The organism is Paenibacillus sp. FSL R5-0623 (assembly GCF_037974265.1).
GTDB lineage: Bacteria > Bacillota > Bacilli > Paenibacillales > Paenibacillaceae > Paenibacillus.
In genome coordinates this window covers 6466975-6492174 of record NZ_CP150233.1, presented here as the reverse complement: position 1 = coordinate 6492174, position 25200 = coordinate 6466975, and the positions used below count along the sequence as shown (strand labels likewise).

The window sequence follows — 25200 nt, the reverse complement described above, 5'->3', positions numbered from 1 at the left end:
TGTTTTTACGTTATTTGCACTGTGAGAATATTCGCAGTATGTGAGCGTAATTAAAGGTATAAATATAAGGTGGGATCTGGTGCAGGCAGTACTACACACCCTCATTAATCAGCCGAGTGGGCAGTGTAACTCCACTTTTTATAATGATATAGGATGAAGCTGTACTTCATGGAATCTTCATGTACAAGACAGGGCAAATGCCTTCCCAAATGGGATATACGGTGTTATAATTAAAACAAGATTTAGATTAAGTCTAAATTAAAATGAACGAATCAAAGTAGTCCATAACAATCATTCAAATTCTATTTTTATATTCGAGAGGGGATAAATTCCATGAGCACAATTCAAACTAGAAACAACACTTTTGCTAACAACGCCACAGCACTTCAAGAGGTTCTGAACCGTCAGATCGCAGGTTGGTCCATATTGTACACGAAACTTCATAACTTCCACTGGTATGTCCAAGGACCTCATTTCTTCACACTACATGCCAAATTCGAAGAGTTGTACAACTTGGCTACGGCGAATATGGACGAAGTTGCAGAGCGTTTGCTGGCTATTGGTGGAAGTCCGGTGGCTACAATGGCTGAACAACTGCGTCTGTCTCCAATTGAAGAGGCACAAGGTCAGTTGTCTGCTGAGCGTATGGTAGAGTCGGTGGTTGCTGATCTGCGTACAATGGTAGAAGTGATTCATCAAGGCATTCACGAAGCGGGAGAAGCAGAAGATAACGCAACGGAAGATATGTTAATTGGATTCACCGCTGCGCTGGATAAAGAGGTCTGGATGTTAAACGCATTTCTGGGCAAATAAGCAAGGTTACCCTTCATCCTGACAACGATATGTAGAGTCCGTGAACAAAGTGCCCGTTCGCTTACAAATCCAGTGCGCTTGCCGTATAATGATGGCATTCAAGATGTACAGAATGGTGGAATGAATGATGCGGTCAGACCTGGAACAATTGCAGGAAGAAGCTGAACGGTTTATATATACATGTTATGAAGAGCTGGGCCATTCGCGTGAAGACGCGCAGGCCCGGCTTGTTGCCGTTATGGGCGAGATCGAAGCAACAGGTACTTATGTGCATACCACAGAAGAATTGGAGCAAGGTTGCAAAATGGCCTGGCGGAACAGCAACCGTTGCATCGGGCGGCTGTTCTGGGATAAATTGCGAATTGTGGATGCCCGTCATGCCAATACGGCAGGAACGGCAGCGGATGCTGTGTTGAATCATATTCATGTGGCATCCAACGGAGGCAAGGTCATTCCGATGATTACGATCCTTCCTCCGGATGGACCGAATGGAGCTCCGGTACGTGTCTGGAATCATCAGCTTATTCGTTATGCAGGATATGAGACAGAGCAAGGCATTATTGGCGATCCTGCTTCCGTGGAGTTGACCAAGGTGGCCATGTCCCTTGGCTGGCAAGGAGCAGGTGGCTCTTATGATGTGTTACCACTCATTATTCAGGCACAAGGACAAGCGCCAGAGTGGTATGTTATACCCGAAGAAGAGATTGTGGAAGTGATGATTGAGCACCCGGAGCAGAAGGAAATTGCTGAGCTGGGTATGCGTTGGTATGGTGTGCCGATGATCGCCGATATGCGTCTGGAGATTGGCGGTATATCCTACCCGGCAGCGCCGTTTAATGGATGGTATATGGGTACCGAGATTGGTGCCCGTAATCTGGCGGACACGTTCCGGTATAACAAGCTGCCTGCGGTGGCGGCAGCATTTGGATTGAATACGTCAAGTGAAACGACATTATGGAAGGACCGGGCTTTGGTGGAACTGAATGTGGCTGTGCTGCATTCGTTTAAAAAAGCAGGTGTGAGCATTGTGGATCACCACACGGCGGCAACGCAATTTGCGATGTTTGAACAGCGGGAAGAGAAGGCTGGGCGTGAGCTGACCGGGGATTGGGTGTGGCTGATTCCGCCAGTATCTCCTGCGACGACGCATATTTTCCACAGCTCGTATCGCAATGAGATTGTGAAGCCGAACTTTTTCCATCAGGATCAGGCGTATACCCTGAAAGATGGCGTGGCATCTGCCGCAGAACTGCGAAGCAGTGAGCAGCAGAATGCACAGGTAGAGCATCCCCAGCCACAGGCCGGAGATGCGCCAATGAAATGCCCGTTTGCACATTAAATTGTGCAGGCGGGTTATTTTTTGTAATCCTTTTTTTATAAAACAAAGGACTACGCCTCTTTCAATCGATACCGACTGCGCATCACGGCCTGAACTATAATGGCAGCAGCAATCAGCACCAGGTTGAACACAAACACGGAGTAAAGCGATCCAACTACCGTAAGTAACGCAGCAACCAGTGGAGATACGATGGAGCCGATCTCGGCCGCAGAGACAATTTTGCCTATGACAGAACTTCGACTCTCGTCCGGGATATGATCACCAATATGAGCAAAGAACGAATCCATGTAACATGCACCGCCAACCCCGCCAATCAACATGCCAACGTAGACCCATAGATGGGAGGACGTGCTTAGAAATACAACAACTTCGATTCCAATCAGGAACATGCCGAGCATGCAAAGCAACAGGCGATCGCCCATCCGGTCAGAGAGATAACCAACAAAGGGAGCAGCGGCAAGCGTAGAGATCCCGGAGACGGTGAAGGCGAGACTGGTGGCAAATGGGTCCCAATGCATGATGTGAGCTGCATACAGTGCGAAATAGGTGAGGAATACCGCGTAGGCGCTCATTTCCAGAAAATGTACCGTACCGTAGCCGACAAGCTGCTGCCGCTGTGTGAGCCTTGTAGATAAACCTTGAGTATGCTTTGCGTCAGACGGTGATGAAGATAAAGGAGGAGGTTCAGTGGATGCAGCAAAAGGGTGGGATTCACTGATGGTGGAACCTACAACAACGTTATCCGTGGAGAGTGGCGAATGTGATGATTTGTCGATAGGTTCTTGTGTCACAGTAGCCGAAGGATCTTCTAATAGGTGATCACTTAATGTATCCTCAGATCCATGAGTAGCTCTAGCTTGTGCCGTCGTTTTCATCCCCATCGCAGCAACCACGGCCATCAGACAACATACGGTAACGAGCAAAAAAGGAACCGACAGCGGCCAATGCATAGCCAGCCAGCCACTAATGACGGGACCGAGTACCATACCGCCGCCCTCACTGCTGCTGATATATCCATTGTACAGGCCGCGGTTGTCTACATTGCCCCCATCCCCGATGATGGAACGTACGACCACGGTAAGGCCCGTGGAAGCGAGCCCTTGCAGCAGCCGGAGCAGGCCGAATAACACCGCAGAAGTAGACAGCGCGAAGCCACCCATACAGACTGCCAACAGGATCAGCATGAGGATGAGCGCCTTTTTTCCTCCGAGTTTTCTATAAATTGCCGCTGCAGGAATGCCACCAATTACTTTCCCCACATAAAAAAGTGCAAAAATAACCCCCATCATCCAGCCGGACAGGCCGAATTCCTCAATAAACAAAGGAAATAGGGGCAGGATCATGAATCCGCCCATCTGACTTAGGAAACAAATGGTCATTAGCAAAGGCAGGTTACGACGAATTTCCAAGAGCCAAGACTCCTCTCACACATAAAATGGAATCCTTAATATGCTTTATTTTTCCAAATAAATGCGTAGATATCGACATATACCCGTAATGTATGCAGGATTTATGAAAATAAGAAGAAATGACACGTGGTGTTTACATCAAAACCATTGCGGATATACCTGAATCATATATAATAGATGGGTTATCAATAAGGAAACATGGACGAAAGTGTACAGACTTAAGATGTACCTCAAGTATAAGGGGGCGATGTGAAGCATGTCAGAACAACAACCGATTATCCGCTTCGAAGCGGTGACTCAGCAATACGATCAGGATGAAGCCGTATTGAAGGCAGTCAGCTTTGAGATTGAGCGGGGTAAATTTTATACGCTTCTTGGCCCGTCAGGGTGCGGGAAAACAACGATATTGCGGCTGATTGCCGGTTTTGCGGAGCCGACACAGGGCAGTATTTATTTTAATGGTGCGCTTATCAACCGAGTGCCTGCCCACCAGCGGCAGGTGAATACCGTATTTCAGGATTACGCGTTATTTCCACATTTGAATGTATTTGAGAACGTGGCTTTTGGTTTGCGGATCAAAAAAATGAAAACGGCTGAAATTCGCAGCAAAGTGTTGGAAGCCCTCAAATTCGTCAATCTGTCCGGGTATGAAAACCGTGAAATTGGTGAAATGTCTGGCGGACAACGGCAACGTGTCGCGATTGCACGTGCCATTGTGAACGAACCTGAAATTCTGCTACTGGACGAGCCTTTGTCAGCACTCGATCTGAAGCTGCGGACCGAAATGCAGTATGAGCTGCGGGAGCTGCAACAACGACTAGGCATCACGTTTATCTTTGTTACGCATGATCAGGAAGAGGCTCTAGCGATGTCCGACGAGATTTTTGTCCTGAATGGCGGCGTGATTCAACAGAGCGGTACACCGAATGATATCTATGATGAGCCGATTAACCGCTTTGTGGCGGACTTTATCGGGGAATCGAACATTGTATCCGGCAAAATGAAGCAGGACTTTGTGGTGGAATTCGCTGGCGCACAGCACGAGTGTGTCGATCAGGGTCTCCAGCGGGACGAGCCGGTAGAGATTGTCATTCGTCCAGAGGATCTGGAGATTACAACGGAAGACCAAGGCAAGCTCAAGGTTAATGTGGACTCCCAGTTATTCCGTGGGGTGCATTACGAGATATCCACGTACGACGATGCGGGCAATGAGTGGCTTGTTCATTCAACCAAGAAAGCCGTTGTAGGCGCGCGGATTGGACTCTATTTTGACCCGGAAGCGGTACACGTCATGCGCTTTAACGAGACCGAGGAAGAGTTCGACAAGCGACTCGAAGCCTATCAAGAGGCCGTTCATGCAGACTAAGGCCAGCACACGCAATGCGTATCTGATTCCATATGTATTATGGATGGTGTTGTTCGTTGTGGCGCCGGTTCTGCTGGTCATCTATTACTCGTTCTTCGACGTCGAAGGCAACTTCACGTTTGGCAACTACGCCCGGTTCTTCACACCTGTGTACTTGCAGATGACGCTCAGTTCGTTCTGGTATGCATTTCTGATTACGGCCTTCTCGCTGTTAATCTCCTACCCGACGGCGTATATGCTTACCCGGACGAAGCACAAGCAGCTATGGCTGCTGCTGATCATTCTGCCAAGTTGGATCAATCTTTTGCTAAAAGCGTATGCCTTCATCGGCCTGTTCGGAACGTACGGTCTGACCAACTCCCTGCTTGAAGTCGTGGGTATTGGTACACAGCAGATCTTGTTCACCGACTTCAGCTTTATCTTTGTCTCGGTGTACATCTTCATTCCATTCATGATCCTGCCGATCTTCAATGCGCTGGAAGAGATGAATCCATCATTGATCTACGCAGCGCGGGATCTGGGTGCTTCATCGTGGCTGACCTTCCGCCGGGTTATCTTTCCGCTGACGATTAGCGGTGTGAAATCAGGCTGTCAGGCTGTATTTATTCCTGCGCTGTCCCTGTTCATGATTACTCGCCTCATTGCGGGGAACCGTGTAATTACGCTGGGAACAGCGATTGAACAGCATTTTCTCGTCACCCAGGACTGGGGGATGGGGTCTACGATTGCCGTCTTTTTGATTATTGCGATGGCGATTATTATGTTCCTGACTGGATCAGGCAAGAAGGAGGTGCGTAATGGGAAGAAACGGAAAGCTGTCTAACGTCTATCTAGCCGTTGTATTCGCCATATTGTACGCACCGATTGCGTATCTGATCTTCTATTCCTTCAATAGTGGCGGGCATATGCGCAGCTTCGAAGGATTCACGCTTGAATGGTACAGAGAGGTGTTCGCCGATACTCGGCTGCTCATCATTGTGCTGAATACATTTATCATTGCGCTCCTGTCATCAGCGATCTCCACGATCCTTGGTGTAGCAGGAGCACTGGCGATCTACCATGTGCGTCGCAAACGGACCAAAAATACGCTGCTGTCACTCAATAACGTGCTCATCGTTAGTCCCGATGTCATCATTGGTGCATCGTTCCTGATCTTGTTCACCATGATTGGCATCAAACTGGGCTTCACTTCGGTCTTGCTGTCTCATATTGCGTTCAGTGTACCCATTGTCGTGATCATGGTGCTGCCAAAGCTGCAAGAGATGAGCCCAACATTGATGGATGCGGCACGCGATCTGGGCGCTGGATCATGGCAGATTCTGACGCGTGTGGTGTTGCCATACGTGAAACCAGGTATTTTTGCCGGATTCTTCATGGCTTTGACGTACTCACTCGATGATTTTGCAGTAACATTCTTTGTCACAGGTAATGGATACTCCACACTCTCGGTAGAGATATACTCTAGAGCAAGGCAGGGCGTTTCGTTGTCCATCAATGCTTTGTCTACCCTGTTATTCCTGCTCACGGTTCTGTTGGTGGTCGGATATTACTTCATTAACCGCCGAGCAACACGGATACCACCCGGAGGAAAGGGGCTGCGACCATGAAGCAACTGGTACGGACATTTGCGATTGTTTTTGTGGCCGCGTTTGCCCTGATGATCCTGGCTTCGTATCTGAACAAGAGTCAGGGGTATTCTGGCGGCAACACGCTGACCATCTATAACTGGGGCGATTATATCGACCCGGATCTGCTTAAGGAGTTTGAGGATGAGACAGGTATTAAGGTTATCTATCAGACGTTTGACTCCAATGAAGCGATGCTGACCAAGATTGAGCAGGGGGGAACCACGTTTGATGTGGCAATTCCTTCTGAATATGCGATTAGCAAAATGAAAGAGGAAGACCTGCTCGTTCCAATTGATCACAGCAAATTGACTAACCTGAGCAACATCGATCCGCGGTTCTTGGACTTGTCCTTTGACGAAGGCAACAAGTACTCGATCCCTTATTTCTGGGGAACAGTGGGGGTTGTGTTCAATCCCGAACTGGTGGATGGGTTGACGTTTGATAGCTGGAATGACCTGTGGGACCCACGTCTGAAAAATCAAATCCTGCTCCTTGACGGTGCACGCGAAGTCATTGGTATGGGTCTCAACGGTCTAGGGTATTCCCTGAACGATACCAACGAAGATCATCTGCAAGAAGCGCTGAAGAAGCTGTCTACATTGACACCTAACGTGAGAGCGATTGTCGGAGACGAGATCAAGATGTTGCTCGCGAATGAGGAAGCAGCCGTTGGGCTCGTATGGTCCGGGGATGCGTCCGAGATTATGGATGAGAACGACAAGCTAGATTATATGGTGCCAGAAGAAGGCTCAAACCTCTGGTTCGATAACATGGTTATCCCGAAGACGGCGAGTAATATTGAAGGAGCACACCAGTTTATCAACTTCATGCTGGACCCGGATCATGCCGCTCGCAATGCGGAGTATGTCGGGTATTCCACACCGAACGCCGAGGCACTTAAGCTACTGCCAGAAGACATCTCGGAGGATGAGCGCTTTTATCCAGACGAGACACTGACAGGTAAGCTGGAGGTCTACGATAATCTGGGTAAAAAAATGCTCTCGCATTATAACGACCTGTTCCTGGAGTTTAAAATGCACAGCAAATAACCGCCAATAGCGTATGTACAGTTCGTTAGATCTGAAAAAAATATAGGGGTGTTGCTCGTCATATCAATTGATGACGAGCAGCACCCCTTTTTTATTACTTCAGAGCAATAGCGCTTGAAGTGCCATATAAGATGAACATTTAAGATCACAAGTTAACGGAGGGACAGAACAAACGAAGGAAGCGAAGCGGTCGCCTTTATCAACGGATTTTCCCATAGCTAGATGTTATTCAAAAAAATCCGGGGATAACAGCGATCCGAAGTTGTTTTGTCACCGCAGTGGCTCAGTTGATCCCACCTAATCATCTTATATGAACGACACTACATGCGCTTTTTGCGACCCACCATGATCCATGCCCCACCCATAATCAGCACAATCGCCACGAACGGCTGGATAAAGCTCAAGCTGCTCAGCATCGTACCAATCGACATCACAGCGAAGAATAGCAACGATATCACCGTTAGAATGTTGATGGGGATCAGCAACCATTTGTTCCGACCACCGAACCAGTACAATTCGAACAAACCAACAGCAACAGCCAAGATGAAGCCCGGCCACATTGTACTCCAGTTGTTGAACAGCATCGCGATTTGACAGACGATACCCACCGTGAGCAGCAACCCACCAGGAACCAGAAGTCCAACCCCTTTGCCAATCATGGAGAAGTAGAGCCAGTGGAAGAACAGTCCGAGTGGAATCACGAATAACGTGGGCCAGAAAGTCGCAAAGATCGTACCCGGACCGAGTGAACCTCCCTGGTTCAGAATCAGGTATACGCCCAGCAAAATGAGAACAGGCGCAAGGATCGTACGTTTAGCCATAATATCTCTCCTTCTCAATACAAAATCAATTCTCCGAACGGTTGTATGTAGAGCAATTACTTTCGTTATTCACAGCATACCATGAACTGGAAAAGTCTATCCTCCGTCTTTGGAGTTAAAGTGAACCTAGACCAAAGTCTAGGTAAGCATTTTGGGCAACTACCTCTCTGTAGATGAGGGTGTAGATGAACATGCTAAAAACCCACTCTGTTGAAGAGTGGGTTCTGTCATTCTTTTTATCAAAAGCGAAGCTTGTTATTTCACCACATCCGAATGTTTCTTGCCCCAGCTGTTCACACCGTCATCCTCAATAATGGAGATGGCAGCGTCGGCGATATCGGGGTTTGTCATCAACTTCTCCTGAATACGGAACTTGATGTCATCTGCATCGGCAAGACTGAGTCCTTTGGTCAGTTCAATCAGACCTTCCACATGATAATAACGGCCTTCCTGAATGATACGCATCATCTGAATATCGGCAACGTGTGTGTCTGCGAGAATGGTTTGGGACACTTTGTCCTCAATATCCTGCGGAGCCGCAACACCGATCAATCCGATCATATTATCGTAACCGACACGGAAGGCTACAGCGATCATCAGACATCCAATAATCGTTGTCACAATGCCATCGAGCAATGCAAAATTGGTCAATGCAATGACTACAACGGAGATCAAGGCGAGTGTCGCACCGAGTACTGCTACAACATCTTCGTAGAATACGAGACGGGTTGGTGGCGCAGCACGGCCTACGTTTTTGATGGCAGCAGGGACCAAGGCAAATCCGGCGGCTTTGGGTGCACGTGCTTCTTTGAGGATTTCCTTCATGGCTTTGATCAAAATGGCCCCGTCAATGACAATGTTCAGAACAAGCACTCCGATGTTAATCCAGAGACCGCCGGTATGACCAACAGGATGCTGCAACAGATGGATGCCTTCATGGATCGTTTCATACGCCATAATGGTAACAACAATCACGGCGATCATGCAGAAAATGTTAATGACCCGTCCAAATCCGGTTGGGAAGCGGCGTGTAGGTTTTTTCTCGGACAACACACTTCCGACAAAGACAAACCCTTGGTTAATGGCATCAGCGAGTGAATGCATCGCCGATGCGAACATGGCACCACTACCACTGAATAGGAAGGCGCCCCCTTTGCACACAGCAAGTACGGCATTACCTGCCATCGCTACGGCGGAGGATGTGTTTCCTTTTTTGACGAGAGACATAAAGCTCTCAGACTTCGGTTGTTCAGCCACTTCGGTTGTTCCTCCCAGATCAATGTATTAGGTGTAGAAAAGGCAGTTTATCTATACAGCATGTGCATTTCCACTAAATGTTATTATAACCGCTTTGACATATCCCAGCATTATGCAAAAAAGGTCATATCATCATGTGCATCTCAGTACTCAATGGCCTCCAAGACACGTAAATTCCGGTTAGACTGTTCCAACAGTTCCGTAAACGTCCCAGCGACATAATATACAAAATCCGGGTCATGCACGTACATAATAATCTGTCCAACCGTTCCTTGCTCTGTCGGATCAAAGTCGAACATCAGATACAGTGAACCGCCTCCAAGCTTGCCAAACGTAACCCATTTTTTTTGAAAAAGGTAGGGTTTGATTCGAGGATCAAGCTCACGGATCTCTTCTTCGGTATAATAATCATCCATGCGGTTCTCCACCAACGTGGACTGCTCCTTATGAATCTTTTCCAGAGATAACAAGTAAAATGGCTCGGACTCTCGTCCTTCCTCAAGGCTTGGATACAAGACGTGAAAGCCATATCCACTCCCATTTTTACGTTTATAAAACGCACGAAAATCAGCAGGTAATCGAATACCTTGTTCCTGCTCGAATGCGTCAAGCTGTTCATCCGTCACGCCTTCAAACTCGCGATATGCCTCCAAGAGCTCCCGGTTTTCCTCATCCTGTACCTTCTCCTCCAGCAACATATCCAGTTCATCCATCAATTCATATATACGCTGTTCTGGCATCCAATTCCCTCCGTATGAGCTATTCAGATAATATGGTGAGTGATATGCGAGCAAACTGTGCCTGATGTCACCTCATATTATAGTTATAATCCAGAAAAGCACACAAGAAACCGGAGTCCTTGCTTACATACTACAATGGTCTCATTATTCAAAGGCGGTTGTTGCATATCAGCACACCTGTCTCCATCCCAATCGATTATGTACATCCATCATGAAAGTCGCTCCTAACAACAAATAAAGCGTAGGCAACAGGAATGATCCCTGTAACCCACGCTAATTATTTATCTACTATATAAATGAAACTAATCTTTTACACGAAAACGTAGAGGACAGAAATAACCTGAAGAAGCGAAGTGTTCGCCTTTATCACCAGATTTTCACCTTTATATAAAGTAAATAAAAAAATCTGGGGATAACAGCGATCGGAAGGTTGTTCTGTCATCGGAGTAGCGAGTGTAAATACTTTATTTCGTTTTACATAGTCCTCTTATTCAAACTTCCAACAGGACAAGCTCAGATTGCCATACTGATAGGCTTTGAATAGGAGCGATGCCCGCTTGTTCTGGTCTCCCGCACCCATGGCGAGTAACAGCGGTACAAAATGCTCCGACGTAGGCACGGCGGCCTGAGCTGAAGGTGCCAGTTTATCATAGGAGAAGAGGGACTCCGTATCCCAACTCACGAGCTTGTCATGTAGCCAGTTATCGAACTCTGATGCCCACGGGTCAACGCCGTCGCTTTCCCAGTTCAATCGACGCAGATTGTGGACGGTTCCGCCGCTACCAATGACGAGAATGTCTTGCTCACGCAAGGAAGCGAGTGCCTGTCCAACACGATATTGCTGCTCACCTGTCAGATAGCGATTAACCGACAAGGCGACTACAGGAATATCCGCATCCGGGTAGAGCAGGCGCAGAACGACCCAAGCGCCGTGATCCAGGCCACGGACGTCATCGGTCTGTACCGGAATCCCTGCTTCTGCAAATAAACGCTCCACCTCGGCTGTGGTCTCTGCCTGTCCTTGAGCCGGATACTTGATCTGGTACAGCTCGGGCTGGAAACCGCCGAAATCATAAATGGTCTCATAGTTGGCTACCGAGGATACAAGCTGAGTTGTGGATTCCCAGTGAGCAGAGAACAATACAATTGCTTTGGGTTTCGGCAGTTCCTGTCCAAGTTTCTGCAAAAATTCAGTGTATACATTCTCCTCCAGTGCCAGTGATGGGGCACCGTGAGCAATAAACAGGGATGGCATCATTATGAATTCAGTCCTTTCGGGTCTTCGGTAGTCAGATTTGCATCCGTCCGAAGCCAGTGTTGGAATTGTTGATATAGATCGGGGGTCACCTGGTGTCCACCGTTGTAAGGTACATATGTGACGTGATTCGTGTGTTGACGGAAGAAATGGGCGTTATCTTCCCCCAGTTGCAGCGGGAATAGATGATCCTGATCTCCATGTGAGATGAACACAGACAGCTCCGAATTGGGTTGCAGCTTGTACTCGTCTTTCACAAATTGCGGGATGTACCCACTCATCGCTACTATGCCTTTAATGGCATCTCCCATAATCAGCGATAGGGTCATTGCCATAATGGCGCCCTGGCTGAATCCGGCGATATAACGCCGCGTGGGATCAATAGCATATTTGGCGGACAGATCAACAATCAACTGTTGCAGTCCCAGCACGGAGGCATCATACAATTCACGGATGGGGTTGCCAATGCTTTTAATCTGAAAATAGGCATAACCACTACCCTGAACGATAGGCCCACGGATGGCAACAATAATAAAATCACACTGCATAGGCTCCATTAAACGAAGCATATCCTGTTCATCTGATCCCATCCCATGTAAGGCGAAAATCACAGGATAACGTTGATCTGGATTGTAATGAGACGGTAACCGGACTTCATGTATATAAGGAGAATTCATTGAAAACACCACCTGATGAGGATTGAGTTAAATATATTGTTCTGACCATAAAGTTCACCGATATGAAATAAATATTCTTATTTATGAACAAAATTTATCATGGTTTCATTGTAGGGTCAATACTTTTTTTGTATGATGAATATATGTTGTTTATAAAAAATCTTGAATGGTTCTACAATAAATGCCGTTGCGCATGGTTCATATCTTATTCCCGAGGACGTGATCAGGATGTTAAAAAGTATCGTGCCTATCTTGAGAATATTTGATGAAAATAAAGCTAGAGAGTTCTACCTGGAATACCTGGGTTTTCAATTGGATTGGGAACATCGATTCGAACCGGATATGCCCTTATATATGCAGGTTTCGCTCGATTCCATCGTGATTCATCTGTCCGAACATCATGGAGATTGTACACCTGGAGCTGCCTTGCGCGTGGAAACAGATACCTTGGATACATTTCATGGTGCACTTCGTCAGAAAGAGTACAAAAATGCGAGACCCGGTATCGAGGAGACCCCTTGGCAATCAAGAGAAATGACCGTGACAGATCCGTTTGGCAATCGGATTATATTTGTTGAGGCAAGCGCTGAATAGATAACCTGAAGTAGTGAAGCTTACGTCTGGTGTCTTATATAGATCAATAGAAGGGGAGGGACGCAATATGGATATTGGCTTGGCTATTCGTACGATCCGCAAACAGAAACAGATTACGATCATGCAGATGTGCGAGGGCACGGGGTTGTCCAAAGGTTTTATTAGCAACGTGGAAAATAACAAAACATCACCTTCCATTGCTACGCTTGAAAGTATTGCGGATTATCTGGAAGTGCCACTTCCCTATTTGCTGCTGACACCGGAGCAACGGATGAATGTGGTACGTAAGAACGAGCGCAAGGAGACGACAGCCGGAAGCGGACAGATCAAAGTGCAGCAGCTTACAGCCAAAGGTGCGATGCGTATGTCCATTGTGGAGTTACCGCCAGGTGCTTCAACCGGGATTAGCAAACATGCCGGGGAGGAAAGCCATCTGGTGTTGCAGGGCAAGATTCGTGCCGAGCAATGTGAAGATGTGGAGGTTCTTGACGTGGGTGATTCGTTTACCTGGAATGCAATAGTGCCTCATGAAGTGACCAATATCGGTGAGGAACCTGCGGTGGTGCTCATTGCGGTGTCCAAAGAATTGGGTCTGGATCATTTATAAAATAAAAAAGGACGGCTCCCAAGTCATGAACATGCGAACCTGCATACATGTACGATGGGAAACGTCCTTTTATATTTCTAACGAACTGAAAAGATCAGAAGCACATTGTCTACTGTGGATTAGTCGTCCAGATGCCTGCTGCTTTGACAAAGACACGGTCGGACAGCTTAAGCGTTGCCAGTGCAAGTTCAGCTACATCTTCCGCTTGCATCATGCGATCTTCGTCGCCAATTTTCAGTCCGGCATTGGTCGCAAGCTCCGTATTAACGGTGCTTGGAGTCAGTGCGGTCACACGAATGTTGGACTTGCGCACTTCCTGCATCAGAGATTCAGTCATGCCGAGTAGCGCAAACTTGGATGCACAGTATGCTGAACCTGTAGCGAATCCGCGCTCACCTGCAGTGGAAGCAATATTGATAATGCTGCCGCTACTTTCCTTGATCATGCTTGGAAGGACAGCGCGTGTAACGTAATATGTACCCATAACGTTAACATGCAGGATGCGCTCCCACTCTTCGGGCTCCATCTCCATGAACGTCCCGAACTTTCCGATCCCCGCATTATTGATGAGAATATCCACCGCGCCGAGTTCCATCTCAATAGCTGCTACAGCGGCTTCCGCCTGTGTGCGATCCGAGATATCGGCCACAGCACTGGTTACTTTCACACCGTATTCTTGACTAAGAGACTGCTGCAGAGCCTGAAGATCGGAAGCGGTGCGAGCGATAAGGCCGAGGTGTACTCCTTCTTTGGCAAGTGCTTCAGCGATGGCACGACCGATGCCTTTACCGGCACCTGTAATGATAGCTGTTTTATTTTTAAGTTCCATGTGGATAATTCCTCCTTAGAATTGGACTGGCATTTGATTATACTATATTACCCACAGTTCGGAAATTTGCTTCATCACTATTTGGTAATCTCGATGCTACCAGAGGAGGTACGGGCCTTGATCACTTCCCGGCTTACCATTGGCGATTCAGGTACATCGACACTTCCGGAAGTAGCCTTAGCGTCGTAGATTCCGTCAAAATCAGGTGCAGCTTGAATGAAAATATCTCCTGATGTTCCAGATGCATTAATCGGGGCGGAATGGGACTGTTCAATATGAATGCTACCCGAAGTGAATTGAACATCAGCTGCGCCGTTTAATTCAGTGATCTCAATATCTCCTGATTTAATCTTACTGTTTACATGACCGGCAATCTGATCTGCCGTGAAGCTTCCGGATGTCTGTTTCACGGTCATGTCTCCATCAATCATGGAAGCGTTAATGTCACCAGAAGTTAGAAACAATTCAATATTGGGCGCCTTGATGTTTTCCAGACGTATGGAACCTGAGGTATTATTCAGCTCAAGCTGATTGGCATTTAGACCTGTCAGATCCCAGTCACTTGAAGAAGAATCCAGCTTAACCTCATTTAATTGGTGTCCTTCGGGCAGGGCCACAGTTATTGTGGAATCTCGATCATTCCAATACAGGGTGAAAAATTGCAATCGTTCACGTTCTGTCTGCGCCAGTTGGAATGTGCCGTTGGATAAGGTGGCCTGTTCGAAGCTTTTGACTACAGCAGGGTCCCATTTGCCATCCACTTCGATATAACCATTCGAATCCGGGCTTACAACAAATTCAATATCTGCACTGAAATTAGCATTCATGATAATGTTCTGCAATTCATCTGCTTTGAAATCCCATCGTTTGGAGTAATGCTCCCGTTCATCCCCGAACTGAACGCCATAGATGGATGTCCCGAGTAAACCTATTCCGATACATATCACGGCGAGCGCAAGCCATTTTTTGGTACTCATGCGGAAACATCTCCTTTCATCGTGTTTTTATTCCATCTAATATATTGAAGAGTGACGATTTTGAAGGTTCTAAAGACATACTTCGATGCGATGGCAAACAAAATGCCGACACCGAAAGCGCCAATCGCAACGAAAATCTCCGGTTTATCGAGTTGGCCCAGGAATACAAATTCCACAACTGCTGCTACAGGAGCCACTACCAGCAAGGAAAGGCTGGCAATAACAAGCCATACCGACCACATTATGAGACCAAGAGGAATGCCAAGAATCAGATTCAGGAATAACAGGCCGATGGCTGTGAAAAATTTGCGAGTGGCTCTGGTGTTGTTTCTAGGTGACCGCATTTCTTGATACGTTGGTGCATAGAACGCATCTGAACCCGGTGTATGGATGTCATACCGATCACCAAGTGCTTCCTTGGCTATCTCTTCCGGGTGGCCCAGTTCCCGAGCAATCTCTTCTTCCAGTCGGCCTTCTCGTAGTCCGAGCTCGAAATGTTGATCATAGTCGGCGAGCAACTCAGCCCGTTCGAATGGGTCCATCGGCCGTAGATGAACTTCCATGGCTTTCATAAATTGTTGTCTATTCATTAGGGATTCCTTCCTCAATCAGATTTGCGACATTGCGCACAAATTCATTCCATTCTGTCGTCAGTGCCGTCATGTAATCGCGACCTGTATCGGATAGTCGGTAATACTTGCGCGGCGGCCCTTCGCTTGATTCTTGCAGGTAGGTGGTGCAGTAACCGTCATTCACAAGCCGGCGAAGCAAGGGATACAGTGCACCTTCAGCAACTTCGATATGTTTGGAGACCGCCTGAGCCAGTTCGTAGCCATACCGATCCTGGCGGTTAATTAATACCAGGACGCACAGCTCCAATACTCCTTTTTTGAACTGGATGTTCACATTCACACAGGTTCCTCCTTCGTAGCTTCATTTATAGCTAGTGTATATTGTTCAGTAGTGGTGAAGTCATCATAGCATCCAGTACTGTTTAATGCAAGGTAGTGACTTTAAAATAGTTCCGTATCACGATTGATCGATCATAAGTTGGTTTAATGTGGATGCTTAGCCGAGGCTTTCTGTTTAGCTATATAATTCAGCATACGCAAAAACCGGATCGGTTGCTTCCGTCTGAAGGCGGATTCCGATCCGGTCTGTGAGATGAACTTTTGTTTCTTTGGTTTACAGGTGAATCGCTAAATGTCGGTTATTCTTGTGCATCCAGAACTTTAAGGTCTTCCACAGCAGGGCCCTCAATGACATGGCCTGCATAATCGAAGCGGGAACCATGGCATGGGCAATCCCACGAACGCTCGCCCTCGTTCCATTCGACTTCACACCCCAGATGGGTGCAGGTGGTATCCACGAGAAACAGCTTGCCACTGGTGTCTTTGTAGGCTCCAGCACGTTTGCCATTATGACGAACGACGGCTCCTTCGTCTTCGCCAATATCGCTAACGTTTTTGTGCACAATGCCCACTTTACCGGAGATTAATTCCTTGGCTACATTCATATTTTCCACAATAAAGTGTTTCATGCCAGGATCAGCTTTGAATCTTGCCGGATCGAATATGGCAGCATGAGGGTTGTCACGTCCAGTGATGCGATCCGCAAGAATGTGTCCTGCCATCGTACCAGTCGTCATTCCCCATTTGGCAAATCCGGTCGCGACGTAGACACGTTCATGTCTTCCGGTAATCGGTCCGATGTAGGGCACCTTGTCAATGGAGATCAGATCCTGGGCTGACCAGCGAAAAGGGATGTTGCGGATGCCAAATGTCTCCGCTGCGAACTGCTCCAGGCGTTCATAATGACCGAAGGTGCAGATGCCTTGTCCGGTTTTGTGATTTTCGCCGCCAAAGAGGATAAGTTCCTTGCCGTCATGTAAGACGGTACGCAAGGAGCGGGACGGTGTATCGTCCGAGATGTACATGCCGCCGGCATAGGGTTTCTCCGGTTCGACTAATACGGCGTAGGATCGTTCCGCATGTAACCGCGTGAAATAGAATCCGGGATCATAGACAGGGAAATGAGAAGCTACAACAACATGTTCTGCTGTTACAGATGGGCCATCGCCATAGGTTCGTACATGTAGAGAAGCATCTTCCTCTACATCCGTAACTGTCGTATGCTCGTAGATCTGTATCCCGTGTTTTACGGCTGAATTAAGCAAGTAGTGAAGGTAGGCCAGCGGATCATATCGTGCCTGACCCGGCATGCAAATGCCTGCTCTTGCGGGAACCGGAATGGGGAGGGGATCGACCCACTCACCAGGAATATTGAGTTTGCCATAGGCGGTCAGCTCGATCTCCAGTTTTTTGATGTTTTCCTCTGATTGAATGTAGACGTAGGCATCTTCCTCTGCCCACTGGCAATCAATCTGTTTTTCCTTCACCAGATTGCGCATCCACTTCGCGGCATCGGCATTACCTTCATAGTACATTCGAGCCTGTTCTTGTCCGAAATGATGCATAATTTCATCAAATATGACACCATGTTGGGCAGATACCTTGGCCGTGGTATGGCCGGTCGTACCATCCAGTACTTTTCCAGCCTCTAGCACGACCACACGCATACCCGTCTGTGCCAGCAGATAAGCGGTGGTAATGCCTGCAATACCGGCACCGATAATGGCCACATCAGCGGTAATATCTTCTGTCAGTTTCGGATAGCTATCGAATTCATGCGTAGCACGCCACAGTGATTCGGGGACCGGGGGCAGACCCGTTTTGGGCTGCTGATTGTCGCTCATTTTTTTTCCTCCTTGATTATCTTCAATCTATCGAATGGGATGTTGTTCAGCGCACATCGTTGTACTCTTATTCATGATTGCCAGACTATGCCAGGAAAAAACGGTGTTGTTTAGATTTTGCAGAGGGGATGTTCACAATTTCCTGCACAGAACCTCTGTTTTTTTTGTTAAACATGCTATATGATAGAATTACCGAAATCGTTTTAGGTTTTGAAAAGGAGATCAGGTTTTACACCTGTAAACGTTGATTGTAAAAGGATTAATCAATCTATTGGAAGAAAGATTTCATCCGAATTAACACCCATTTTTTCTTGATATATGTATTCGCTATCATTTTAATTGACTACCGATAACCAAAGGAGATTCTATATGACCACCAACCAAACGAAATATCCGTTTCAAGATACAGCACTAGAGTTAGACACCCGTGTGAAGGATCTTGTATCCCGCTTGACGGAAGATGAAAAAATTGAATCCATGCTGCAATATCAACCGGCAGTAGACCGTTTGGGTGTACCTGCATACAAACACGGAACAGAAGCTGCCCACGGCTTGGCCTGGCTTGGAGAAGCAACATCTTTCCCACAACCGGTGGGGCTGGCGTGCACATGGGATGCGGATTTGATGAAAGAGATTGGTTCCGTGCTCGGAGACGAGGCACGTGTATTTTATAAACGAAATCCGGCAGTGAACGGTCTTACGCTGTGGGCACCTACAGTGGATATGGAACGTGACCCGCGCTGGGGACGGAATGAAGAGGCGTATGGTGAAGACCCGGAACTGACAGCCGAGCTGACAACAGCATTGGTCAAAGGAATTCAGGGTGACCATCCAAAGTATTACAAAGCGGTCGCTACCTTGAAGCATTTCCTCGCCAATAATAACGAAGTGGATCGCGGAAGTGGTTCGTCCAGCATTGATCCACGTAACATGCGTGAATATTATCTAAAGGCGTTTGAGAAGCCATTTAAGGAAGGCGGCGCACAGTCCATGATGACGGCGTACAACTCCATTAATGGTACACCAGCGTTGTTGCATCCATTTGTGAACGAGATTGTCAAAGGCGAATGGGGCATGGAAGGTTTCATTGTCAGTGATGCAGGCGACGTAATGGGCATCATGAATGATCATAAATACTATGATTCCCACACACCAGGTACCGTAGAATCTGTGAAGGCCGGAATTGATAGCATCACCGATGATGCTGAGCTGTCCAAACAGGCACTGCGTGAAGGATTGGAACAAGGTACGCTCACGATGGATGACATCGACAAGGCGTTGTTCAATACATTCCGTGTGCGTTTCCGTCTGGGCGAGTTCGATCCGGAAGAAGGCAACCCGTACGCTGCTATTGGTGAAGAGTCCATGATGACCGAGAAAGCAAAAGAACTGTCGCTCAGAGCCGCAAGAGAACAAGTGGTATTGCTCAAAAACGACAAAGGTACGCTCCCGCTGGACAAAACAAAAGCTGGTAAAGTGGCTGTGATTGGTCAATTGGGCGGAACCGTCTATCGTGACTGGTATGCAGGCACCATGCCGTATAACGTATCCCCACTTGAGGCGATCCGTGGCAAAGTAGGCAGCGACAAAGTGGCGTTCAAGGATGGTAATGATCGTATTACGTTAACTTCCGTAGCCAATGGGAAGAAAATTGGACTGGCAGAAGGTGAAAAATCACCTGTTATTGCTTCGGGAGAAGCGGAAACGTTCATGGTGTCCGACTGGGGCTTCGGAAGTTATACCTTGCAGGCGGAAAGCAACGGCAAATATCTGACCACAGATGAAGAGACCGTAACGGCTTCCGCTGATGAAGTGTACGGCTGGTTTGTGAAGGAAGTATTCCACCTGTTGCCACAACAGGACGGAAGTGTAGGTCTAACCACTTGGAATGGCAAAACGGTGACTGCACCTAATGGTGGAAACGATGCATTTGCAGTGTCCGAAGACCTGAAAACCTTTGGCACCACAGAGACATTCAAGCAGGATATTATTGTGAATGGACTTGAGGAAGCAGTAGAAGCTGCCAAGGCTGCGGAAACGGCAATTGTCTTTGTTGGTAATAATCCGCTTGTAAATGGTAAAGAAGAAATTGATCGTCCAAGTCTGGATCTGGCCGAATCTCAGCAACGTCTGGTTGAGGCGGTCTATGCCGCGAACCCGAATACAGTTGTGGTCATCGTGGGTAGTTATCCATTCACATCGAATTGGGTTCAGGAGAACATCCCGGCAGTATTGTACACTTCACACGCAGGACAGGAGCTGGGTAATGCAGTAGCTGACGTATTGTATGGCGACTATGCGCCAGCAGGCCGTTTGAATATGACATGGGTACAATCGGCAGATCAACTGACCGACATCAAGGATTACGATATCATTCAATCCGGTCGGACATATCAATATTTTGAAGGTAATGTATTATATCCGTTTGGACATGGTCTGACGTATGCAACGTTTAAATACAGCAATTTGGAACTTAGCCCAGCTCAAGTGGGTACAGAGGGCAGCGTTACGGTAACTGTAGATGTAACCAATACCGGTTCAATTGCCAGTGACGAGGTTGTACAGTTGTACGTTCGTGCAGGCAAATCCCGGGTGAAACGTCCACTCAAAACGTTAAAAGGATTCCGTCGTCTTCATATCGAAGCGGGAGCTACAGCAAAAGTCAGCTTCACCTTGCCTGTTCAGGAACTGGCCATCTGGGATGTAACTCGTGATCGGTATGTCGTGGAAAGTGGAACTTACTCTATTATGGTTGCCAAGTCATCCTCTGATGTTCAGCTGGTTGCAGACCTGACGGTAGAAGGAGAGACGATCCCTGCCCGTAATCTGGGTGTGGCTACTCGTGCTGAGAATTATGATGCTTACCTGGGTGTTGATCTGGATGAGAGTAAAGAGGGCGGAAGTGCTGTCCATGTAGTTGGAGAGCAGGGATGGATTGCCTTCAAGGATGCCGATCTGGGTAGTGGGGTAGCAGCAATTGAAGCTCGTGTATCCGCGGAACAAGCAGGCGCTGTGTTGGAAGTGCGATTCGGCTCTCCGGAGGGTACGCTCGCAGGACGTGTGGAACTGGCACAGGGCGAAGCCCAACAGTGGTCTACCGTGAAGGCGGAACTCACAGGTGCAGCAGGTACGCAGGATGTATACATTGTGCTGTCAGCAGGTGTACGCATCAGTCACTTCGAGATTCGTTAAGTCAAATAGCTCATGAAAAGCCTCCGAATATATTCGGAGGCTTTTGTTTGTTGTTTACTATTAGACGTATCTTTATTTGCTATCAAACGCATTTTTGTTTTCTGTTAAACGTATTTTTATTTTCCGTCAAACGTAATCATTTTTTGGACAAATTGCTTCAATTGTTTGTTGGTTTCATTCAGTTGCTCAATTGTGTTCATAAAATTATTTACGAGTTCAGCCTGCTCCTGGGAGCTCGCCGTGATCTCACCAAGTTCATTCTCCATGCCTTGAATGGATTGCCGAACCGAGAGAAGAGAATCTTCAATACGTGCCGTCGCTTCTTTGGTATCCACAGACAGTTTGCGAATTTCTTTGGCAACAACGCCAAAACCTGCACCTGCTTCACCTACACGAGCAGCTTCAATAGCTGCATTCAAGCCGAGCAGATTGGTTTGCTCGGAGATTTCACGAATGAAGCTGGCGACTTGAGTGACATTGCCTGATTTCTGTACGGCTTGTTTGGAATTATTCCGGATCTCTTCGGTTGTGGCACTGAGTTCCTCGGAATGTGCAGCTACATGCTGAACACTGTCAATTAACTGGTTGGTCAGATTTTCGGTAGCATCCATGAGTTGTTGCAGCTGGTCCTGGTCATCCATACTGTAGAGCAGATTAAACAGGGCGATGATTTCACCTTGTTCGTTTTTAATGGGAATAAAAGCCACGTCAAAAGGAACACCGAACAAATCTTTAGGGTAGTGATCGAATCGTTTGACTGTACCGCCGTTGAGATCAGCAAAATTTCGATTTCCATCCAATAGAGGGTCGCCGGGTTGATAATTCAGTTGCTTTAACGATTCCCCTGCTGAGAAATATAGGAATTTTTCATGATCAATCACGGAGAGGGTTACATCCTGACGAATCGTATCTCGAAAGAAAGGCATACATGTAATTAATGCTTGAACAATATCCATATAAAAGATGATTCCTCCCTGGTTACCTTATGTAAACGGTTAAATTTTAAATGCTAACTTAATAACTACCTATATAATATATCGTCATGCAATAGAGAAGGAAATAGAGAGAATGGATAATACCTATTTCTTAAAGCAGACTGTTATACGCCAACAAGACACGAGTCCCCTGGGGACCCGTGCCTTGTTAGTTGTTGAGGGGAATAAAACCAATGTTTACCGCATACTGAGCTGCATTGTAACGATGGTTCGATTGGCTAGTGTTGCACGGACATCAATCAAACGCTGATTCCGGCTGCCGCGGAAGGGAAGGGAGACATCACGCTCCGCTTCAACATATCGACCGTCAATAATCACGTCGCATAACCGGGCAAGCTCCGCTCTCACAGGGTCGGTGACCAGCTCTTCATATTCGAATCCCGTGTAAGCCCACACCGTCAGATCAGGACGTGCAGCGCGAAGCTGCTGAACCCAGGACGTACATTCTGCTGCCGAGAAAAAGGGATCACCACCACACAACGTAACGCCATCCAGCAGGGGATGGGTCGTTACTTCATGCAGAATCTGCTGCTGCCGCTCCTCTGTAAAGGGCTCACCTGCTCGAAAGCTCCATGAATCCGGACTGAAGCAGCCTGGACAGGCGTGACGGCATCCGCTGATGAATAACACGGCGCGCAGGCCTGTGCCTTCATTCACCGATTCCGGGATGTAACCATACAGATTCACCGGTGCTTCACCCGATCCCGCACTTCGGCCTGCTTCGCAGCATTGAAGCGTACTTTGTAATCTCCAGTCAGATAACCCGTTACGCGGCGTAAACGCTGGAAGTGTACATGGTTCTCGTGGGCTTCACAGCTTGGGCATACATCTCCAATGACGCCTTCATAACCACATGCAGGGCAGCGATCAATCGGGTGATTAATGGAGAAATATCCGATATCCTGTGCCAGTGCATATTGCACGATCCGCAGGAAAGCTGCGGTGTTGGCCCGAACGTTCCCGTCAAGCTCCACATAGGAGATTGCACCCGCGTTACATAACGTATGGAACGGGGCCTCCAGTTCAATCTTCCGATAAGCTGGAAGAGTGTGGTATACCGGGATATGGAATGAGTTCGTATAATACTCACGATCATTAACTTCAGGAATGAGGCCATAACGCTCTCTGTCGATCTTCGTGAATTTGCCAGACAACCCTTCAGCAGGTGTGGCAAACAGAGTGATGTTCAGGTTATGCTGCTCGCTCATCCGATCACAGAATTCTCGCATGGTCCGAATAATGTTCAGTGCTTCACGATGTACATGAGTGTCCTGCCCATGATGACGCCCATAGAGAGCTGTCATACATTCAGCGAGACCGATAAAACCAAGGGATAACGTACCATGTTTCAGCAGATCCGCAACGGGTTCATTGGGAGCGAGCTGCTCTCCACCTTCCCATACACCCTCCCGCATCATGAAATCGGATGCCTTGGCAGGTTGCGCGGTCTGGATTCGGTAGCGATGTAACAGACCGTTAGCAGCATTATGCATCACGGATTCCAGTGCGGTGTAGAATCCTGCCCGATCGGCAACGGCTCTGCTGCCTTGGCAGATACCAAACCGGATGCCGAGCTTAACCAGGTTAATGGTGTTGAAGGACAGGTTACCCTTGCCACTCTGACGATTGCGGCCAAACCGGTCAGCCAGTGTACGTGTACGGCATCCCATGGTGGCGATGATCGTATCCGGATCTTCCGGATGATAGAAGGGCAGATTGAAGGAGGCATCCACATTGACAAAGTTGGGATACATCCGCCGGGATGAACAGGTGACTGCGAGACGGAACAAGTCATAGTTCGGCTCGCCTTCAGCCTGATTGATCCCCTGTTTACACTGGAAAATATGTTGAGGGAACACGGGAGTCTCCCCGTTACCCAGACCTCGGATCGTTGCTTCCAGCAACGAGCGTGATACCAACCGACCTTCCGCTGATGTACATAATCCATAGTTCAGTGAAGTGAACGGGATCTGACCACCTGCACGACTGCTCATCGTATTCAGGTTATGAATCAGCGATTCAGCAGCTTGTCCTGTCTCCAGTTCAGTCTCTTCATAGGCGAAGGCATACGCTTGCGGGCACTGATTCTTCGCTTCGATGCTATCCAGATGAAGCTGTTCATCCCCGATCAGGACATTTTCACCGAAGAGCCGTTGCCCTTTGCGGTAATGTTTGCGGAACGATCGCTGTACATAGGGAGCCAGATCCCAGTCGATTTTATTGGCTGACACACCACCGTATTGACTGTTCTGCTGGGACTGGAAGATGATCGCAACCAAGGCCATGGCAGACATGATGGTCTGAGGTGTGCGAACCGATCCGTTGCCTGTATTGAAACCCGCAGCAAGAAGACGGTCAAACGGGATAAAAATGCAGTTGGTCGTTCCAAGTGCATACTGGTCCAGATCGTGTACATACAGATCCCCATTCTCCACAGCTTGGGCAAGCTCTTCCGGCAACACATGACGCAGAGCATGCCACTTGGCTGTCTCCGAACCGAGCCTGCTCATCTTGCCGCTGAAGGAGTCTCCGTTCAGATTGGCATTTTCCCTCAGCGTATCGGCGTCTTCTGCGCCAATAATTCGTCTTCCCAGGTCGGATAATAGATCGGATGCCGGTGGAGTGGCATACTCAAGCATGTTCATGTAAGGTTCCTCCTAAAATGATTGAATATCATTCAATTTCCGTATAACACTATATGTAGATTCGTCTTATCCATTTATAAACTATATGTGGTTTTTTGGGTATGATAATGGTCACATAGTTCACAGGACAAAGTGGACTTTCCTTTAATTGCTGTGGATAAAGGTTCCCAAAGTTTGAGTAGAAGCGTATAATTTCTAGTTATCCTGCAAGGATAATATCCGAAGTTGGACAAGATGGACTTTAATCAATCT

General features: G+C 47.7%; 23 protein-coding genes. 9 read left to right on the top strand and 14 right to left on the bottom strand.

Features of this window, described 5'->3' with window-relative positions:
* Positions 1-333: 333 nt before the first annotated feature.
* Together MKY92_RS28390 and MKY92_RS28385 are read left to right on the top strand one after the other, a co-directional pair.
* Positions 334-813, top strand: a complete 480-nt coding sequence (locus tag MKY92_RS28390) for a DNA starvation/stationary phase protection protein (protein WP_339298418.1) — start codon at positions 334-336, stop codon at positions 811-813.
* 127 nt (positions 814-940) lie between these two features.
* Positions 941-2152 carry a nitric oxide synthase oxygenase gene (locus tag MKY92_RS28385; RefSeq protein WP_339301937.1) on the top strand — a complete coding sequence of 404 codons (1212 nt, stop codon included), beginning with the start codon at positions 941-943 and terminating at the stop codon, positions 2150-2152.
* Between the two features lie 50 nt (positions 2153-2202).
* Here the strand turns inward: MKY92_RS28385 and MKY92_RS28380 are convergent, their stop codons facing one another.
* Entirely contained in the window at positions 2203-3561 is a 1359-nt protein-coding gene (locus MKY92_RS28380; protein ID WP_339298417.1) for an MFS transporter, read from the bottom strand.
* Between the two features lie 256 nt (positions 3562-3817).
* On the opposite strand from MKY92_RS28380, the gene MKY92_RS28375 reads away from it, so the two are divergent.
* From MKY92_RS28375 to MKY92_RS28360, 4 genes are read left to right on the top strand one after another with little or no spacing between them, the layout of a single operon-like run.
* Positions 3818-4927 (top strand): ABC transporter ATP-binding protein, encoded by a 1110-nt coding sequence (locus MKY92_RS28375; protein WP_339298416.1) that lies wholly within the window; start codon positions 3818-3820, stop codon positions 4925-4927.
* Complete coding sequence (locus MKY92_RS28370) at positions 4917-5750, top strand: ABC transporter permease (protein ID WP_017691799.1); 834 nt, start codon at positions 4917-4919, stop codon at positions 5748-5750. Before MKY92_RS28375 ends, MKY92_RS28370 begins: the two co-directional genes overlap by 11 nt.
* Positions 5725-6534: an ABC transporter permease gene (locus MKY92_RS28365; RefSeq protein WP_062836831.1), complete on the top strand. Its 810-nt coding sequence runs from the start codon at positions 5725-5727 to the stop codon at positions 6532-6534. The genes MKY92_RS28370 and MKY92_RS28365 overlap by 26 nt, the downstream gene beginning before the upstream one ends.
* Positions 6531-7604, top strand: coding sequence for an ABC transporter substrate-binding protein (locus MKY92_RS28360; RefSeq protein WP_339298415.1), 1074 nt, complete (start codon positions 6531-6533; stop codon positions 7602-7604). Before MKY92_RS28365 ends, MKY92_RS28360 begins: the two co-directional genes overlap by 4 nt.
* 320 nt (positions 7605-7924) lie before the next feature.
* Here the strand turns inward: MKY92_RS28360 and MKY92_RS28355 are convergent, their stop codons facing one another.
* The 5 genes from MKY92_RS28355 to MKY92_RS28335 all read right to left on the bottom strand — a co-directional run bounded on the left by MKY92_RS28355 (position 7925) and on the right by MKY92_RS28335 (position 12354).
* Positions 7925-8425, bottom strand: a complete 501-nt coding sequence (locus MKY92_RS28355) for a hypothetical protein (protein WP_339298414.1) — start codon at positions 8423-8425, stop codon at positions 7925-7927.
* Positions 8426-8680: 255 nt separating this feature from the next.
* On the bottom strand, positions 8681-9682 hold the full coding sequence (locus tag MKY92_RS28350) for a cation diffusion facilitator family transporter (RefSeq protein WP_091036009.1): 1002 nt from the start codon (positions 9680-9682) through the stop codon (positions 8681-8683).
* A gap of 143 nt (positions 9683-9825) precedes the next feature.
* Positions 9826-10422 carry an SMI1/KNR4 family protein gene (locus MKY92_RS28345; protein ID WP_339298413.1) on the bottom strand — a complete coding sequence of 199 codons (597 nt, stop codon included), beginning with the start codon at positions 10420-10422 and terminating at the stop codon, positions 9826-9828.
* A gap of 487 nt (positions 10423-10909) precedes the next feature.
* Positions 10910-11680, bottom strand: a complete 771-nt coding sequence (locus MKY92_RS28340; protein WP_339298412.1) for a class III extradiol ring-cleavage dioxygenase — start codon at positions 11678-11680, stop codon at positions 10910-10912.
* The gene (locus tag MKY92_RS28335; protein ID WP_339298411.1) at positions 11680-12354 is read right to left on the bottom strand and encodes an alpha/beta hydrolase-fold protein; all 675 of its coding nucleotides are present in this window, start codon (positions 12352-12354) and stop codon (positions 11680-11682) included. Before MKY92_RS28335 ends, MKY92_RS28340 begins: the two co-directional genes overlap by 1 nt.
* Before the next feature lie 228 nt (positions 12355-12582).
* On the opposite strand from MKY92_RS28335, the gene MKY92_RS28330 reads away from it, so the two are divergent.
* Both MKY92_RS28330 and MKY92_RS28325 read left to right on the top strand, forming a co-directional pair.
* Positions 12583-12948, top strand: coding sequence for a glyoxalase superfamily protein (locus MKY92_RS28330; protein ID WP_339298410.1), 366 nt, complete (start codon positions 12583-12585; stop codon positions 12946-12948).
* Between the two features lie 67 nt (positions 12949-13015).
* Positions 13016-13555 (top strand): XRE family transcriptional regulator, encoded by a 540-nt coding sequence (locus MKY92_RS28325; RefSeq protein ID WP_339298409.1) that lies wholly within the window; start codon positions 13016-13018, stop codon positions 13553-13555.
* A gap of 109 nt (positions 13556-13664) precedes the next feature.
* On the opposite strand, the gene MKY92_RS28320 is transcribed toward MKY92_RS28325, so the two are convergent.
* The 5 genes from MKY92_RS28320 to MKY92_RS28300 form a co-directional block, all read right to left on the bottom strand.
* Positions 13665-14384, bottom strand: a complete 720-nt coding sequence (locus MKY92_RS28320; protein WP_017691809.1) for a 3-ketoacyl-ACP reductase — start codon at positions 14382-14384, stop codon at positions 13665-13667.
* Positions 14385-14461: 77 nt separating this feature from the next.
* A complete protein-coding gene (locus MKY92_RS28315; RefSeq protein WP_339298408.1) occupies positions 14462-15361 on the bottom strand; it encodes a DUF4097 family beta strand repeat-containing protein in 900 nt (299 codons plus the stop codon).
* A complete protein-coding gene (locus tag MKY92_RS28310) occupies positions 15358-15951 on the bottom strand; it encodes a DUF1700 domain-containing protein (RefSeq protein WP_339298407.1) in 594 nt (197 codons plus the stop codon). Before MKY92_RS28310 ends, MKY92_RS28315 begins: the two co-directional genes overlap by 4 nt.
* A complete protein-coding gene (locus MKY92_RS28305) occupies positions 15944-16273 on the bottom strand; it encodes a PadR family transcriptional regulator (RefSeq protein WP_036667851.1) in 330 nt (109 codons plus the stop codon). The genes MKY92_RS28310 and MKY92_RS28305 overlap by 8 nt, the downstream gene beginning before the upstream one ends.
* A gap of 298 nt (positions 16274-16571) precedes the next feature.
* Positions 16572-18116 (bottom strand): FAD-dependent oxidoreductase, encoded by a 1545-nt coding sequence (locus MKY92_RS28300; protein WP_339298406.1) that lies wholly within the window; start codon positions 18114-18116, stop codon positions 16572-16574.
* 369 nt (positions 18117-18485) lie between these two features.
* On the opposite strand from MKY92_RS28300, the gene MKY92_RS28295 reads away from it, so the two are divergent.
* Positions 18486-21308 carry a glycoside hydrolase family 3 C-terminal domain-containing protein gene (locus MKY92_RS28295; RefSeq protein WP_339298405.1) on the top strand — a complete coding sequence of 941 codons (2823 nt, stop codon included), beginning with the start codon at positions 18486-18488 and terminating at the stop codon, positions 21306-21308.
* A gap of 116 nt (positions 21309-21424) precedes the next feature.
* On the opposite strand, the gene MKY92_RS28290 is transcribed toward MKY92_RS28295, so the two are convergent.
* The 3 genes from MKY92_RS28290 to MKY92_RS28280 form a co-directional block, all read right to left on the bottom strand.
* Positions 21425-22264 (bottom strand): methyl-accepting chemotaxis protein, encoded by an 840-nt coding sequence (locus MKY92_RS28290; RefSeq protein WP_221825569.1) that lies wholly within the window; start codon positions 22262-22264, stop codon positions 21425-21427.
* A 216-nt stretch (positions 22265-22480) separates the two neighbouring features.
* On the bottom strand, positions 22481-22990 hold the full coding sequence (gene nrdG / locus MKY92_RS28285) for an anaerobic ribonucleoside-triphosphate reductase activating protein (protein WP_339298404.1): 510 nt from the start codon (positions 22988-22990) through the stop codon (positions 22481-22483).
* Positions 22987-24948: an anaerobic ribonucleoside triphosphate reductase gene (locus MKY92_RS28280; protein ID WP_339298403.1), complete on the bottom strand. Its 1962-nt coding sequence runs from the start codon at positions 24946-24948 to the stop codon at positions 22987-22989. Before MKY92_RS28280 ends, nrdG begins: the two co-directional genes overlap by 4 nt.
* Positions 24949-25200 lie beyond the last annotated feature (252 nt).

Coding starts and splice junctions, on each gene's coding strand:
- MKY92_RS28360 (WP_339298415.1), top strand. CDS start 6,531: ATGAAGCAACTGGTACGGACATTTGCGATTGTTTTTGTGGCCGCGTTT.
- MKY92_RS28330 (WP_339298410.1), top strand. CDS start 12,583: ATGTTAAAAAGTATCGTGCCTATCTTGAGAATATTTGATGAAAATAAA.
- MKY92_RS28315 (WP_339298408.1), bottom strand. CDS start 15,361: ATGAGTACCAAAAAATGGCTTGCGCTCGCCGTGATATGTATCGGAATA.
- MKY92_RS28355 (WP_339298414.1), bottom strand. CDS start 8,425: ATGGCTAAACGTACGATCCTTGCGCCTGTTCTCATTTTGCTGGGCGTA.
- MKY92_RS28280 (WP_339298403.1), bottom strand. CDS start 24,948: ATGAACATGCTTGAGTATGCCACTCCACCGGCATCCGATCTATTATCC.
- MKY92_RS28390 (WP_339298418.1), top strand. CDS start 334: ATGAGCACAATTCAAACTAGAAACAACACTTTTGCTAACAACGCCACA.
- MKY92_RS28365 (WP_062836831.1), top strand. CDS start 5,725: ATGGGAAGAAACGGAAAGCTGTCTAACGTCTATCTAGCCGTTGTATTC.
- MKY92_RS28335 (WP_339298411.1), bottom strand. CDS start 12,354: ATGAATTCTCCTTATATACATGAAGTCCGGTTACCGTCTCATTACAAT.
- MKY92_RS28385 (WP_339301937.1), top strand. CDS start 941: ATGCGGTCAGACCTGGAACAATTGCAGGAAGAAGCTGAACGGTTTATA.
- MKY92_RS28320 (WP_017691809.1), bottom strand. CDS start 14,384: ATGGAACTTAAAAATAAAACAGCTATCATTACAGGTGCCGGTAAAGGC.
- MKY92_RS28375 (WP_339298416.1), top strand. CDS start 3,818: ATGTCAGAACAACAACCGATTATCCGCTTCGAAGCGGTGACTCAGCAA.
- MKY92_RS28325 (WP_339298409.1), top strand. CDS start 13,016: ATGGATATTGGCTTGGCTATTCGTACGATCCGCAAACAGAAACAGATT.
- MKY92_RS28345 (WP_339298413.1), bottom strand. CDS start 10,422: ATGCCAGAACAGCGTATATATGAATTGATGGATGAACTGGATATGTTG.
- MKY92_RS28290 (WP_221825569.1), bottom strand. CDS start 22,264: ATGGATATTGTTCAAGCATTAATTACATGTATGCCTTTCTTTCGAGAT.
- MKY92_RS28340 (WP_339298412.1), bottom strand. CDS start 11,680: ATGATGCCATCCCTGTTTATTGCTCACGGTGCCCCATCACTGGCACTG.
- MKY92_RS28300 (WP_339298406.1), bottom strand. CDS start 18,116: ATGAGCGACAATCAGCAGCCCAAAACGGGTCTGCCCCCGGTCCCCGAA.
- MKY92_RS28295 (WP_339298405.1), top strand. CDS start 18,486: ATGACCACCAACCAAACGAAATATCCGTTTCAAGATACAGCACTAGAG.
- MKY92_RS28370 (WP_017691799.1), top strand. CDS start 4,917: ATGCAGACTAAGGCCAGCACACGCAATGCGTATCTGATTCCATATGTA.
- MKY92_RS28310 (WP_339298407.1), bottom strand. CDS start 15,951: ATGAATAGACAACAATTTATGAAAGCCATGGAAGTTCATCTACGGCCG.